The 14,236-nt window shown below is 64.6% G+C and carries 12 protein-coding genes; 11 read left to right on the forward strand and 1 reads right to left on the reverse strand.

The window, feature by feature from the left end; translation table 11 throughout:
- Positions 1 to 115: 115 nt before the first annotated feature.
- From SLT36_RS22220 to SLT36_RS22250, 7 genes are all read left to right on the forward strand, one after another.
- Positions 116 to 991, forward strand: coding sequence for a tyrosine-type recombinase/integrase (locus tag SLT36_RS22220; RefSeq protein WP_432288436.1), 876 nt, complete (start codon positions 116 to 118; stop codon positions 989 to 991).
- 281 nt (positions 992 to 1,272) lie between these two features.
- Positions 1,273 to 2,382, forward strand: a complete 1,110-nt coding sequence (locus SLT36_RS22225) for a pyridoxal phosphate-dependent aminotransferase (RefSeq protein WP_432284468.1) — start codon at positions 1,273 to 1,275, stop codon at positions 2,380 to 2,382.
- Positions 2,383 to 2,577: 195 nt separating this feature from the next.
- The gene (locus SLT36_RS22230; protein ID WP_432284469.1) at positions 2,578 to 3,807 is read left to right on the forward strand and encodes a CAP domain-containing protein; all 1,230 of its coding nucleotides are present in this window, start codon (positions 2,578 to 2,580) and stop codon (positions 3,805 to 3,807) included.
- A gap of 207 nt (positions 3,808 to 4,014) precedes the next feature.
- Positions 4,015 to 5,634, forward strand: a complete 1,620-nt coding sequence (locus SLT36_RS22235; protein ID WP_432284470.1) for a type I secretion system permease/ATPase — start codon at positions 4,015 to 4,017, stop codon at positions 5,632 to 5,634.
- Positions 5,635 to 5,636: 2 nt separating this feature from the next.
- Positions 5,637 to 7,064: an HlyD family type I secretion periplasmic adaptor subunit gene (locus SLT36_RS22240; RefSeq protein ID WP_432284471.1), complete on the forward strand. Its 1,428-nt coding sequence runs from the start codon at positions 5,637 to 5,639 to the stop codon at positions 7,062 to 7,064.
- Positions 7,065 to 7,158: 94 nt separating this feature from the next.
- On the forward strand, positions 7,159 to 7,803 hold the full coding sequence (locus SLT36_RS22245) for a TetR/AcrR family transcriptional regulator (protein WP_432284472.1): 645 nt from the start codon (positions 7,159 to 7,161) through the stop codon (positions 7,801 to 7,803).
- Positions 7,769 to 8,929 carry an isovaleryl-CoA dehydrogenase gene (locus tag SLT36_RS22250; RefSeq protein ID WP_432284473.1) on the forward strand — a complete coding sequence of 387 codons (1,161 nt, stop codon included), beginning with the start codon at positions 7,769 to 7,771 and terminating at the stop codon, positions 8,927 to 8,929. The genes SLT36_RS22245 and SLT36_RS22250 overlap by 35 nt, the downstream gene beginning before the upstream one ends.
- A 41-nt stretch (positions 8,930 to 8,970) precedes the next feature.
- Here SLT36_RS22250 and SLT36_RS22255 read toward each other — a convergent pair whose 3' ends face one another.
- Positions 8,971 to 9,363, reverse strand: a complete 393-nt coding sequence (locus SLT36_RS22255; protein ID WP_432284474.1) for a hypothetical protein — start codon at positions 9,361 to 9,363, stop codon at positions 8,971 to 8,973.
- 341 nt (positions 9,364 to 9,704) lie between these two features.
- On the opposite strand from SLT36_RS22255, the gene SLT36_RS22260 reads away from it, so the two are divergent.
- The 4 genes from SLT36_RS22260 to SLT36_RS22275 all read left to right on the forward strand — a co-directional run bounded on the left by SLT36_RS22260 (position 9,705) and on the right by SLT36_RS22275 (position 14,147).
- Positions 9,705 to 10,043: an AbrB/MazE/SpoVT family DNA-binding domain-containing protein gene (locus SLT36_RS22260; RefSeq protein ID WP_432284475.1), complete on the forward strand. Its 339-nt coding sequence runs from the start codon at positions 9,705 to 9,707 to the stop codon at positions 10,041 to 10,043.
- Complete coding sequence (locus tag SLT36_RS22265) at positions 10,040 to 10,417, forward strand: type II toxin-antitoxin system VapC family toxin (protein WP_432284476.1); 378 nt, start codon at positions 10,040 to 10,042, stop codon at positions 10,415 to 10,417. Before SLT36_RS22260 ends, SLT36_RS22265 begins: the two co-directional genes overlap by 4 nt.
- Positions 10,418 to 10,569: 152 nt before the next feature.
- Positions 10,570 to 12,177 carry a carboxyl transferase domain-containing protein gene (locus SLT36_RS22270; RefSeq protein ID WP_432284477.1) on the forward strand — a complete coding sequence of 536 codons (1,608 nt, stop codon included), beginning with the start codon at positions 10,570 to 10,572 and terminating at the stop codon, positions 12,175 to 12,177.
- A gap of 14 nt (positions 12,178 to 12,191) precedes the next feature.
- On the forward strand, positions 12,192 to 14,147 hold the full coding sequence (locus SLT36_RS22275) for an acetyl/propionyl/methylcrotonyl-CoA carboxylase subunit alpha (RefSeq protein ID WP_432284478.1): 1,956 nt from the start codon (positions 12,192 to 12,194) through the stop codon (positions 14,145 to 14,147).
- Positions 14,148 to 14,236: the final 89 nt, after the last annotated feature.

Below are 14,236 nucleotides of genomic sequence, written 5' to 3' on the forward strand. Positions count from 1 at the left end.
GGATACCCTTTTGCAATGTAGCATTCGCTAATATTCCTTCTTGGGTTGCCGACACCTAATGAAAAAAGCAACTTCAAAGGACGATACTTTGAGCGGCCACCACTCTGCCGCCCTTATGACGAATTGCAAGGTAACGTATAATTTCAACAGCGTTAAAGAAGTAAAGTCATTCAGGGTTATAGACCTTTTTCTGTCTTACAAAGATATCTTGTGGGACGACGGTAAGCACAAATACAATGTCAGCTCCTTCATTGGTGAGATCGACGAGATTCTGTTGGGAGAGCGTTTCAGCGCATTTTCCCAGGAGACGCTCGACGGCCTGATAGGCTCCCTGCGCCAACGCGGTAACAGCAACGCGACCATCAACCGAAAGATGGCCGCTTTGAGCAAACTACTGCGCAAGGCCTACAAGATGGGAGATGTCCACAGCCTGCCCGAGTTCCGCCGCCAGAAAGAGCGGGCGGGACGAATCCGCTTTCTCGAGCTCGAGGAAGAGGACAGGCTGTTTGCTGCCATCAAGGCCAAGAGCGAAGACGCCTACCGGCTGTCCGTTTTCCTTGTCGATACCGGCTGCCGCCTCGGCGAGGCGATCGGGCTGATCTGGAACGACATCCAGGACACCCGCGTCAGCTTCTGGATCACCAAATCCGGGCGCAGCCGGACGATTCCCCTGACCGCACGGGCCAGAGAAACGGCCAAATGGCCGGCCGAGCGCGGGCCGCGTCCGAAAGGACCGTTCGCCATGCTGACGCAGCCGCAGTTCCGCGCGATCTGGAACGAGGCCAAGGCGGAAGTCGGCCTTGGCGCCGACGACCAGGTGGTGCCGCACATCCTGCGCCACACCTGTGCCTCGCGCCTGGTCCAGGGTGGCATCGACATCCGCCGTGTCCAGATGTGGCTCGGTCACCAGACGCTGTCGATGACGATGCGCTACGCGCATCTCGCCACCAACGATCTCGATCGCTGCGTGGTGGTGCTGGAACGGCACTGATTCCGGCAAATGATTCGCATGATGCGCCCGGATTCGGGCCGCATCTGCACGCGCGCCGGCAGCAACACGTTGCAATGGCTCGCGGACTTGCTCGTCGTCACGCCGTCACGCCCGCTCGGGCTTTGCCGGATCGCCACGTCGCGGTGGCGTGAAACCGGTCGGTTGGCGCGCAAATAGGCTCACAAAGCATATCCCTGCCCGGCTGCTTTTGTCGTATAGGCAAAACATCCAGAGATTGCCGCGCCCGGCCAGGGCCGGATGACGCCATCGAGTATGCTGCCATGACCAACCGCCCTGCCCTCACCCCCGTCATCGACGCCCTGCCCGTTACCGTGCCGTTTGTCGGGCCTGAGGCGCAGGAGCGCGACCGCGGCGCGCCGTTTCGGGCCCGTATCGGCGCCAATGAGAGCGGCTTTGGTCCTTCGCCGCGCGTGATCGCGCGGATGGCCGAGGCGGCAGCCGAGATGTGGAAATATTGCGACCCAGACAATTACGACCTGAAAGTCGCGCTGGCGCGTCATCTCGGCATCGGCATCGAGAACGTCGTCGTCGGCGAAGGCATTGACGGCCTTTTGAACCTCGTCGTGCGCATGTATGCCCGCGAGGGCACACCAGTGGTGACCTCGCTCGGCGCCTATCCGACCTTCAATTTCCACGTCGCCAGCGTCGGCGCGCGCCTGGTGCCGGTGCCGTTCCGCAACGACAAGGAAGATCTCCAGGGCCTGCTCGACGCGGTGAAGCGCGAGAATGCGCCTGTCGTCTATCTGTCCAACCCGGACAATCCGATGGGCAGTTGGTGGGAAGCGGAGGAGATTCTTCGCTTTGCCGAGGCCTTGCCCGAGACGACGATGCTGGTGCTCGACGAAGCCTATGGCGAGACGGCGCCAGCCTCGGCGCTGCCGCCGGTCGACATTGCGCGCCTCAATGTCGTGCGCATGCGCACCTTCTCCAAAGCCTATGGGCTTGCCGGCATCCGCTGCGGTTATGCCTTTGGCGATGCCGAGGTGATCGCGAACTTTGAAAAGGTGCGCAACCACTATGGCGTCAGCCGCATGGCGCAGATCGCGGGCGAGGAAGCGCTCGCCGACCAGGCCTATCTCGCCGAAGTCGTCGCCAAGGTCGACGCCGGACGCAAGCGGATCGCTGGAATCGCCGGCGACAACGGGCTGAAGCCCCTGCCCTCGGCGACAAACTTCGTCACCATCGACTGCGGCGGCGATGCCGCCTTCGCGCTTGCGGTGATGCGCAACATGCTTGCCCGCGACGTCTTCATCCGCAAGCCGATGGCGCCGGTGCTTGACCGCTGCATCCGCGTCAGCGTCGGTCTCGACCATGAGCTCGACATCTTCGCCGAAGAACTGCCCAAGGCGATCGCTGCCGCCCGCGGCTGATCACGACACAGGATTTTCAACCGTCGATAGACGGCGCATCCGCGCCGTGTCGTCTCGCGCGAATATATATGCGTATATCCTAATTTATTCATTTCAGCGCCGCATCATCAACACACTTCCTGCCTAGGCCGGACGTGGGACGGACGGGACATTTGGGGGTTCATCAGCAATCAAGAACCAAACCGGGGAGACCCTATGCCTCAGCACAGCGCCAACGAGCAGTATTTGCTCGAGCTCATCAACGCGGAGCGCGCCAAAGTCGGCGCCCAGCCTCTGGCATTCGACAACGACCTAAGCGAAGCCGCCGAAAACCACGACAAGTGGATGCTCTCGGCAGATGTCTTTTCACACACAGGCTCCGGCGGCTCGTCGCCGACGACACGCATGAAGGCGGCCGGCTACACGCTCAGCGGCTCCTGGGCGACGGGCGAGAACATCGCCTGGGCCACGACCCGCGCACCGACCGGCTATGTCGACGAAGTGAAGCTGCTTCACACCAACCTGATGAATTCCTCCGGACATCGGGCGAACATTCTCAACCCGAACTTCCGCGAGGTCGGCCTCGGCTTCGAGGTCGGTGACTACAAGGGCCGTTCATCCGCCTTCGTGACCGAAGATTTCGGCAAGACCGGTTCCGACCTGTTCCTGACCGGCGTGACCTTCGACGACAAGGACGGCGACCGCTTCTACGATCCCGGCGAAGGGCTTGGCGCGATCACCGTGACGGCCAAGAACGCCGCCGGCCAGACCTTCAAGACCACGACCTCGGCGGCAGGCGGCTACGACCTGGTGCTGAAGCCCGGCACCTATACGGTGACCTTCTCTGGCGCCAACATCGCGACCTCGACGCAGACGGTCACGATCGGCACCAAGAACGTCAAGAAGGACCTGATCGACCCGGTGATGAAGTCGGGCACGCTGGCAGCCACCGCTTCGGCCGACGATGCCGGCTCAACAGCACCGACGACGCCGACCAAGGTGGTCGACGTTGCCGACAGCACCGATACCGGTAGCGCCGGCGGCGGCACGACCGGCGGCGATGCGGGCGCAAACCCCGCAAACAACTGGCTCGCCGACTTCTTCAAGAAGATGGACCATTTCGGCCAGGATCAGGGTACCCGTGGCGCACATGAAGTGGCCGGCGCCGGCGGCACCGCCAAGAAGACGGTGGCGCTCGATGGCGACCACTTCAACTTCAGCTCGAAGGTGGCAGCCCATGTCAATGCCGACCATGTCAACGACATCGTCGACGGCGGCCACGTCCAGCAGGCGGTCGACCATGTGATCGCGGCCCTGCAGGCGCAACTTCCGGCAGATGGCCACACCGTTGCCGATGCGGGCGACGCTGCCCAGGCGGCGGTCGCCAAGATCCTGGCGCAGATGGCCGCCCATTCCGGCCACCACAACGGCGACCTCGTCGCCTGATCCTGGTTGCGATCCAAGAGGCGGGTCTCGTTTTGGCGAGGCCCGCCACAACGCAGTCACACGGCTGCCATTGGGGGAAACGTCCTGACTTATCCGCTTGCGACTGATCCAGGCCGTACCAACCGTTCCGAGCTGCGCGATGCGCTGGGCTCGTTCCGGGGCGCTTTCACTGCCGTTGCCGGCTTCAGCGGCCTGATCAACATCCTGATGCTGTCGGGCTCGCTGTTCATGCTGCAGGTCTATGACCGGGTGCTGCCGAGCCGCAGCGTGCCGACGCTGGTGGCGCTGATCATCCTGGTGGCCGTGCTCTATGCCTTCCAGGGCGTGCTCGAAGCCGTCAGGGCACGGGTGCTGACGCGGATCGGCGCCGGCATCGACGAAATCATCAGCGGCCGCGTGTTCAACTGCATCGTCAGGCTGCCGCTGCGCACGCGCGACCGCGGCGAAGGCCTGCAGGCCATGCGCGACCTCGATCAGGTCAGCGGTTTTCTCTCCGGCGCGGGACCAGCAGCCTTGTTCGACCTGCCGTGGATCCCGATCTATGTCGGCATTTGTTTTCTTTTCCATCCCTGGATCGGCGTCGCGGCACTCGCCGGCGCTGTGCTGCTTGTCGCGCTCACCGTCCTGACCGACCGCCTTGTGCGCGGGCCGACCAAGGCGATGTCGGGTTTCAGCACGAAGCGCAGCGCGATCGCCCAGGCCGGCGCCCGCAATGCCGAGGTGCTGGCCGCGATGGGCATGGGCGACCGGCTGGCGCAGCGCTGGGCTAAGGCGAATGGCGACTTCCGCGAGGCGCAGGAACGCGCCAGCGACCTGACCAGCGGCTTTGGTGCCATGTCGCGCATCCTGCGCATGATGCTGCAGTCGATGGTGCTGGCGCTCGGCGCCTATCTTGTCATCTACCAGCAGGCGACGCCCGGCATCATCATTGCCAGCTCGATCCTGACGTCGCGCGCATTGGCGCCGATCGAACTCGCCATCGCGCATTGGAAAGGCTTTCTCAACGCACGCCAGAGCTGGCACCGGCTCGACGCTTTGTTCGCAGCAATGCCGGCGTCGGAAGGCGGCATGGAGCTGCCGGCGCCGACAGACGAACTCACTGTCGAGGGCATCAGCGTGGTCGCACCCGGCGATCGGCGATTTGTGCTGCAGGACGTCGAATTCTCGCTTCGGGCGGGAGCCGGCATGGGCGTCATCGGCCCCAGCGGCTCCGGAAAATCCTCGCTGGCGCGCGCGCTGGTCGGCGTGTGGCCGCTGATGCGTGGCAAGGTGCGGCTCGATGGTGCGGCGCTGGAGCAGTGGCCGGCGCAGGCGCTCGGCCGCCATGTCGGCTACCTGCCGCAGGATGTCGAACTGTTTGCCGGAACCGTCGGCCAGAACATCTCGCGTTTCGAAGACGGGGCAGCAGCCGAGACGATCATCGCGGCGGCGAAGGCTGCGGGTGTGCACGACATGATCCTGCGCCTGCCCGAGGGTTACCAGACAGAGATCGGCGAGAGCGGTGCTGCCCTGTCCGCCGGCCAGCGCCAGCGCGTGGCGCTGGCGCGCGCGCTCTACCGCGATCCGTTCCTGGTCGTGCTCGACGAACCCAATTCCAATCTCGACGCATCGGGCGACCAGGCGCTGACGCAGGCCATCGAGCGCATCAAGGCGCGCGGCGGCATCGTCATCGTGGTGGCGCACCGTCCGAGCGCGCTGGCAGCGCTCGACCATTTGCTGGTCCTTGGCGGCGGCAAGCAGCAGGCCTTCGGCCTGAAGAACGAGATTGCAAGGCAGGCACTGCAACCGGTGCCGGTGCCGCTGCATGCGGTGGGAACGGCGGGCTGACCATGACACTGGTGACCAACCATTTTTCGGCAGACCGGCTGAAGGCAGCGAGAGATCTTGCGACCTCGGCAAAGACGCAAGTGCTTGCCCTGCTCGACAAGGGCGCGATGCCGGTTGCCGGCGTCACCCCGCAACAGCAGCGGCTGCGCAAGGACATCAGGCGCAATGTCAGGCTGGGCGGCTTTGCCGCGCTTGCGCTTGTCGGCGGCCTCGGCCTGTGGGCGGCAACAAGCAGCCTGTCGGGCGCGGTGGTGGCGGCGGGTCACCTTGTCGTCGATTCCAACGTCAAGGCGGTCCAGCATCCGCAGGGCGGCGTCGTCGGCGCGCTCAACGTGCACAATGGCAGCATGGTTTCGGCCGGCGAGGTGCTGGTGCGGCTCGACGACACCGTCGCCAAGGCCAATCTCGCCATCGTCGACAACGGCCTGGACGAGCTGATGGCGCGACGCGCCCGGCTGATCGCCGAGCGCGACGGCACCGAGGCGGTCACCTACCCGGCCGAACTTGCGGGGCGGGCGTCCGATCCGGCGATCGCGCAACTGATCGAAGGCGAGAACAAGCTTTTTGCGCTGAGGCGGCAGGCCCGCGACGGGCAGGTGTCGCAATTGCGCGAACGCATTGCCCAGTTCCGCGAGGAGATTTCCGGCGTCGAGGCCCAGCAGAAAAGCAAGAAGCAGGAGATCGCCCTGATCAAGGTCGAGCTCGCGGGCATGGAAGAGCTGTGGAAGAAGAAGCTGGTGCCGATCTCGCGGCTGGCGGACCGCCAGCGGGCGCAGGCGCAGCTCGACGGCGAAGACGGCCAGTTGACGGCGGCGGCGGCGCAGACGCGCGGACGGATCAGCGAGACCGAGCTCGCCATCATCCAGATCGACCAGGACATGCGCAGCCAGGTGGCCGGCGAGCTGCGCGAGATCGACGCCAAGGCCGGCGAACTCAGGGAACGGCAGGTCGCCGCCGAGCAGTCGCTGAAGCAGATCGACATCCGCGCGCCGCAGGCCGGCCGGGTCCACCAGCTGGCGATCCATACCGTCGGCGGCGTGGTCACGCCGGGCGAAGCGATCATGCAGATCGTGCCGACGGCGGATGCGCTGGTGGTCGAGGCGCGCGTTGCGCCGCAGGATATCGACCAGGTGCGCATCGGCCAGCCGGCGACGCTGAGGCTTTCGGCCTTCAACCAGCAGACCACGCCTGAAGTGGACGGCACCGTCGACCGGGTGTCACCCGACATGATCGAGGACCAGAAGGCCGGGCTGTCCTATTATGCCGTGCGTATCGCCCTGTCGGCCAAGAGCCTGGAACAAGCGGGCTCACCGGAGCTCAAGCCAGGCATGCCGGCGGAAGTGTTCCTCAAGACCACCGACCGCACTGTGCTGTCCTATCTGTTCAAGCCTTTGACCGACCAGGCCAGCCGCGCCTTCCGCAGCGATTGACGCCGAGGACCGCCATCCACAGGGCGCAAAGCGCACCCCTTGAATTAATTAAACGTTCGTTTTATTAATCTAGCCATTCGGGAGGAATGGCTGGATGGCGCGAACGGCGGGTTCGGACGGCGGCAGGACGGAAGCGGCGATCCGCGAGGCAGCGGTACAGCTGATCGCGCGCTACGGCTTCGAGGCGGTGACGATGCGCCAGCTGGCGGCCGAGGTCGGCGTCCAGGCTGCCGCGCTCTACCGCTATTTCCCGACCAAGGAAGACCTGCTTCACACCCTGATGCGTGAGCATATGGAGGCGCTGCTCGGCGCCTGGGAGGCGGCGCGTCCCGCCAATGACGATCCGCTGGCGCGGCTGACCAGCTTCGTCGCCAACCACATCCGTTTCCATGTCGAACGCCGGCACGCCACCCATGTCTCCAACATGGAGCTGCGCAGCCTTTCGCGCGATAATCTGACCAGCATCCTCAAGCTCCGCACGGCTTACGAGAAGGAGCTCAGGACGATCCTGCGCGACGGCGCGGATGCGGGCCTGCTTGATATCGACGACACCGGCCTGACGGCGATGGCGATCATCCAGATGATCACGGGCGTCATCGTCTGGTTTCGTCCCGATGAGAGACTGTCGGTCGATGAAGTGACCGCGACCTATCTTGCCATGACGATGCGCCTGACCGGCGCCAGGACCAATGCGGAGGACCGCCATGTACGACAAGACGCTGAACTTCGGGCTCGGTGAGGACATAGACAGCCTGCGCGAGATGGTCCGGCGCTTCGCCCAGGAGCGCATCGCCCCCATCGCCGCCGACATCGACCGCAGCAACGAATTTCCCGCCCATCTCTGGCAGGAGCTGGGTGCGCTCGGCCTGCTCGGCATCACCGCCGAAGGCGAATATGGCGGCTCGGAAATGGGCTATGTCGCCCATGTCGTGGCGGTCGAGGAAATCTCCCGCGCCTCGGCCTCGGTCGGCCTGTCCTATGGCGCGCATTCGAACCTCTGCGTCAACCAGATCAAGCGCTGGGGCACGCCGGAGCAGAAGGCGAAATATCTGCCCAGACTGTGCTCGGGCGAGAATGTCGGCGCGCTCGCCATGTCGGAAAGCGGCTCCGGCTCCGACGTCGTGTCGCTGCGCCTCAGGGCCGAAAAGCGCAACGACGTCTATGTGCTCAACGGCTCCAAGATGTGGATCACCAACGGGCCCGACGCCGACACGCTGGTGGTCTATGCCAAGACCGATCCCGAGCGCAAATCGCGCGGCATCACCGCCTTCATCATCGAGAAGACGATGAAGGGCTTTTCGGTGGCTCAAAAACTCGACAAGCTCGGCATGCGCGGCTCCAACACCGGCGAGCTGGTGTTCGAAAATGTCGAGGTGCCGTTCGAAAACGTGCTGCATGAGGAAGGCCGCGGCGTCGAAGTGCTGATGTCGGGCCTCGACTATGAGCGCGTGGTGCTGGCCGGCGGGCCGATCGGCATCATGGCGGCGTGTCTGGATGTCGCCGTGCCTTACGTGCACGAGCGCAAGCAGTTCGGCCAGCCGATCGGCGAATTCCAGCTGGTGCAGGGCAAGCTTGCCGACATGTATTCGACGATGAATGCCGCGCGCGCCTATGTCTATGCCGTGGCGGCTGCCTGCGACCGCGGCCAGACGACCCGCAAGGACGCCGCCGGCTGCGTGCTGTTTGCGGCGGAAAAGGCAACCTTGATGGCGCTCGACGCGCTGCAGCTGCTCGGCGGCAACGGCTACATCAACGACTATCCCACCGGCCGGCTGCTGCGCGACGCCAAGCTCTACGAGATCGGCGCCGGCACCAGCGAGATCAGGCGCTGGCTGATCGGCCGCGAGATCATGGCGGAAGGCTGATGAAGCCTCCCGCCTGGTCACAGGTCCGATCACTGGCCCGATCACTGGAAAGCCCTTGGCAGATCGGCGGTCGGCTTCGACACGATCTGATGGGCGTCGCGCCAGATGACCTCGCGCTGACCGACCGTCTTGATCGTGCGCACTGGCAGACCGCCCTCGCCGATCAGCCAGGCGCAGTAGCGCGCACGGCTGATCGCCTCGGCGGCGTGCGGGTCGAACCAGCAGATTCCCCAGATCGAGTTACGCCGCTTGAAGTGGCGACCGATCCTGCCGGGTATCGGCAAATGCTCGTTGAACCAGTCGAACTGCTCACGCAATTCGGCCAGGATCCAGTCCGGGCAGCCATTCCTGTAGAGATACCAGGACGCGCGGAAGAAGCCGGCCTCCACCCGGCTGTTCGGATGGATGAGCGGCGTAACGAAACGCACATACATGATGACAACCGCGCGGCCTCGACGGCGGCGCGCTCCCCTGCAACTTCGGTGAATTCAAGGTGTGAAAGTGCCGCCCTTCGGCGGCCTCAGCCTTTTGCCGAAGGGAGACGGAATGCCAGGCGCATGTCGATGCGTCTCATCGGTCGTCTCCTGGAGGACAAGTTGCGGAACCCGCGGACGCGCCAGCGGCTCGTCCAATCGGGAGCGGGCAATTACACGCATTCCGGAACGATATCAAGCCAAAACAATCAGAGGTTTCCGCAACTGTCTGGCAGCCTGTTTGCCGCAAATGGCCATTCATGGCATAATCTCTCTTTCTGCCACAGATCGGGGTTCACGCCATGACTGAGCCAGAGTCGCCCAAAGGTTTCGCCGAGGAGCCGCAGAAGCCATACAACTCCAGGATCCGGGCCGAGTTGCTGCGCAAGCCGCCGAAGTTCGAGCGTTTGCGCGTGGGCGACGGCGGCCGCGTCGTCATCCCCGCCGCCATGCGTGAGGACATGGGCATCAAGCCCGGCGACGATCTCGTCGCCCATGTCGAGAACGGAGAGCTGAGGCTGATCTCGCACCAGATGGCTCTCACCCGCGTGCAGCAAGAGATGGCCAAGTACAAGAAGCCGGGAGAAAGCGTTGTCGACGAGTTCCTGGCCGAACGCCGCGCGATGTGGGGTGAAGAGTGATCGTGCTCGACGCCTCGGCCGTGCTGGCGGCGATGTTGCAGGAGCCCGGAGCCGACCGGGTCCATGCGCTCGTCGACAAGAGCGTGATCTGCGCCGTCAATGTCACAGAGGTCATCTCGAAGCTGACCGACAAGGGCTACGACGAAATTGACGTGCGCCAGCAGTACGAGAACTTGAGTCTCGAGGTGGTGTCGTTCGACCAACATCTGGCGCTGGTCGCCGGGCACCTTCGCGCATCGACGCGCCACAAGGGCTTGTCGCTGGGTGACCGCGCCTGCCTGGCGCTGGCGATACTGACGGAACGAACGGCCGTCACCGCCGACAGGAAATGGGCCGACCTCGATGTCGGCTGCAAGATAGAGGTCATTCGCTGAGAGGCGATCGAGAGCGGAGATGGCTCGACAGCAACACACCGACGTCTGGACTTCGCGGAAATTACGAGGCTAGTGCGTTAGATTCGCCACCCACCATGACTGCTTCGCGCCTTTGGGCGCGGCAGCGCATGGGTATCACTCCAAGAGGAAAAATGCCGACGCTTCATTCCCAGCTCTCCCCCTCCTCCGAAAGCTTCAAGGCCAATGCCGCGCGCCTGCGAACGCTGGTGGCTGACATCAGCGAAAAGGCTGCGACGGTGGAGCGCGGCGGTTCGGAGGATGCGCGTAAGCGGCATGTGTCGCGCGGCAAGCTTCTGCCGCGTGAAAGGTTGGCGCAACTGCTCGACGCCGGCTCGCCCTTCCTCGAGGTCGGCCAGTTCGCCGCCTTCGGCCTCTATGGCGGCGACATCGCGTCCGCCGGCGTGATCGCCGGCATCGGCCGCGTCGAAGGCACCGAGGTGATGGTGGTGGTCAACGACGCCACGGTGAAGGGCGGCACCTATTATCCGCTGACGGTGAAGAAGCATCTGAGGGCGCAGGAGATCGCGCTGCAGAACAATCTGCCCTGCATCTATCTGGTCGATTCAGGCGGCGCCAACCTGCCCAACCAGGACGAGGTGTTTCCCGACCGCGATCATTTTGGCCGCATCTTCTTCAACCAGGCCAACATGTCGGCGTCGGGCATTCCGCAGATCGCCTGCGTCATGGGATCGTGCACGGCGGGCGGCGCCTATGTGCCGGCAATGTCCGACGAGACCGTCATGGTGCGCAACCAGGCGACCATCTTTCTCGCCGGGCCGCCGCTGGTGAAAGCGGCGACGGGCGAGGATGTGAGCGCCGAGGAGCTGGGCGGCGCCGACCTGCACACGCGGGTGTCGGGTGTCGCCGACCACTATGCCGTCGACGACGAACACGCTTTGGCGATCGTCAGGCGCATCGTCAAAAACCTGAATCGGAAGAAGGACATCGGGCTGGTCCTGAAGACATCGATTCCGCCCGTTCATGCACCGGAAGAGATCTATGGCGTCATCCCGGCCGACCTGCGCCAGCCCTATGATGTGCGCGAGGTGATCGCGCGCGTCGTCGACGGCTCCGAATTCGACGAGTTCAAGCAGAACTACGGCACCACACTGGTGACGGGCTTTGCCCATGTCCACGGCATGCCGGTCGGCATCATCGCCAACAATGGCGTGCTGTTTTCGGAGAGCGCGCTGAAGGGCGCACATTTCATCGAGCTGTGCTGCCAGCGCAAGATCCCGCTTGTCTTCCTGCAGAACATCACCGGCTTCATGGTCGGCGCCAAATACGAAGCCGGCGGCATTGCCAAGGACGGCGCCAAGCTGGTGACGGCGGTGGCGACCGCCCAGGTGCCGAAGGTCACCATCATCATCGGCGGTTCGTTCGGCGCCGGCAATTACGGCATGTGCGGCCGCGCCTACTCGCCACGTTTCCTGTGGATGTGGCCGAACGCGCGCATCTCGGTGATGGGCGGCGAGCAGGCAGCGACAGTACTTGCCATGGTCAAGCGCGAAGGCATCGAGCGCAAGGGCGGCAGCTGGAGCAAGGAAGAAGAGACCGAATTCCGCGCGCCGATCCTCGAGAAATATGAGCGCGAGGGGCACCCGCTCTATTCGTCGGCCCGACTGTGGGACGACGGCATCATCGACCCGGCCAGGACGCGCGAGGTGCTGGCGCTCAGCCTGTCGGCAGCGCTCAATGCGCCTGTCGCCGACACCAAGTTCGGCGTGTTCAGGATGTGATGGGGGATCAAAGAATGTTTTCGAAAATCCTCATCGCCAATCGTGGCGAAATCGCCTGCCGCGTCATCCGCACCGCCCGCAGGATGGGCGTGAAGACGGTGGCGGTTTACTCCGACGCCGATGCGCGCGCGTTGCATGTCGCCATGGCCGACGAGGCCGTGCATATTGGCGGCTCGCCTGTCGCCGAAAGTTATCTGCGCGGCGACGTCATCATCGCGGCGGCCAAGGCGACCGGCGCCGAGGCGATCCATCCCGGCTACGGCTTCCTGTCCGAGAACCCCGGTTTCGTCGACCAGGTGACGCAGGCAGGCCTCGTCTTCATCGGCCCGTCGGCAGATTCGATCCGCGCCATGGGGCTCAAGGATGCCGCCAAGCGGCTGATGGAAAAGGCCGGCGTGCCGGTCGTTCCAGGCTATCACGGCGAGGCGCAGGAGATCGTCATCCTCGCTTCCAAGGCGCGTGAGATCGGCTATCCCGTACTGATCAAGGCGCGTGCCGGCGGCGGCGGCAAGGGCATGCGCCGCGTCGACCACCCCGACGATTTCGCCGATGCACTGTCGGGTGCGCGGCGCGAGGCCAAGGCTGCCTTCGGCGACGACCGCGTGCTGGTCGAGAAATATGTCGACAAGCCGCGCCACATCGAAGTGCAGGTGTTCGGCGACAATCTTGGCAATGCCGTGCATCTGTTCGAGCGCGACTGCTCGGCGCAACGCCGCCACCAGAAGGTGATCGAGGAAGCCCCTGCCCCCGGCATGACCGCCGAATTGCGCGCGGCGATGACCGATGCCGCCGTCAAGGCCGCAAAGGCGATCCAATATTCCGGCGCCGGCACGATCGAGTTCATCGTCGATGCCTCGGACGGGCTGAAGCCGGATCGCTTCTGGTTCATGGAAATGAACACGCGGCTGCAGGTCGAGCACCCGGTGACCGAGATGATATCGGGCGTCGACCTTGTCGAATGGCAGCTTCGGGTCGCCTCGGGCGAGCCGATACCGCTGGCGCAGGAGGAGATCACGCTATCAGGCCACGCCTTCGAGGCGCGGCTCTACGCCGAAGATCCCGCCAAGGGTTTCCTGCCGGCGATCGGCACGCTGCATCATCTCAGCTTCCCCGGGGAAGCTGCGGCGGGTACCGAACTCCGCATCGAAACCGGCGTGCGCCAGGGCGATGCGATCTCGCCCTTCTACGATCCGATGATCGCCAAGGTGGTGACGCACGGGCCGGACCGCGCCACGGCACTCGAAGCGCTGGCCGATGCCGTCACCCGCACCGAAGTGGCGGGGTCGACGACAAATGCGGCCTTCCTCGCTGCCCTTGCCCGTGACCCCGACTTCGCCTCCGGCGACGTCGACACCGGCCTGATCGGGCGCAAGCAGGACGAGCTGACGGCGACTGCGCCGCCGAGCAGCCGGGCCGTGGCGCTTGCCGCGCTGGCAGCCACGGGAGCGACCGCATCCGTCGCCTCCGATGATCCGTGGTCCGGCCTCACCGGCTACGCCCATTTCAACCCGCTGGCGCGGCGCGCGACTTTGTCGTTCGGCGGCGCCGACATCGTCGCCCACATCACGGCGCGGCCGGACGGGCGGTTCGACGTCCGGCCGGATGGCGGCGAGGCCTTCGTGCTTGCGGCCGGTGCCAGCGATGCGGGCGCGACAGTGGCGGCATGGCCCGGCCATGTCACGGTGTTCGAAGGTGGCCGCTCCTTCGACTTCGCCATCAGCGATCCGTTCGCCCGGGCCGCCGAGATCGGCGAAGGCACGTCGAGCATGCGCGCGCCGATGCCGGGGCTGGTCAAGCTCGTTCGCGCGACAAAGGGTGACAAGGTGGCAAAGGGCCAGCCGCTTCTTGTGCTCGAAGCGATGAAGATGGAGCACACCATCACCGCCACTCATGATGGGGTGATCAGCGAAATCGCCGTCGAGGGCGCGCAGGTCACCGACGGAACCGTTCTGGTGCGCTTCGAAGACTGACACGAGCCCTGCTGTTGGCGCATGCCAGACCAGCCCGAAAATCCGTATCGGATTCCGGGCTGGTGCCGTATTGCTGCGATGCAGCAAAC

The sequence above is a fragment of the Aminobacter sp. BA135 genome (assembly GCF_050859125.1).
Lineage (GTDB): Bacteria > Pseudomonadota > Alphaproteobacteria > Rhizobiales > Rhizobiaceae > Aminobacter > Aminobacter ciceronei.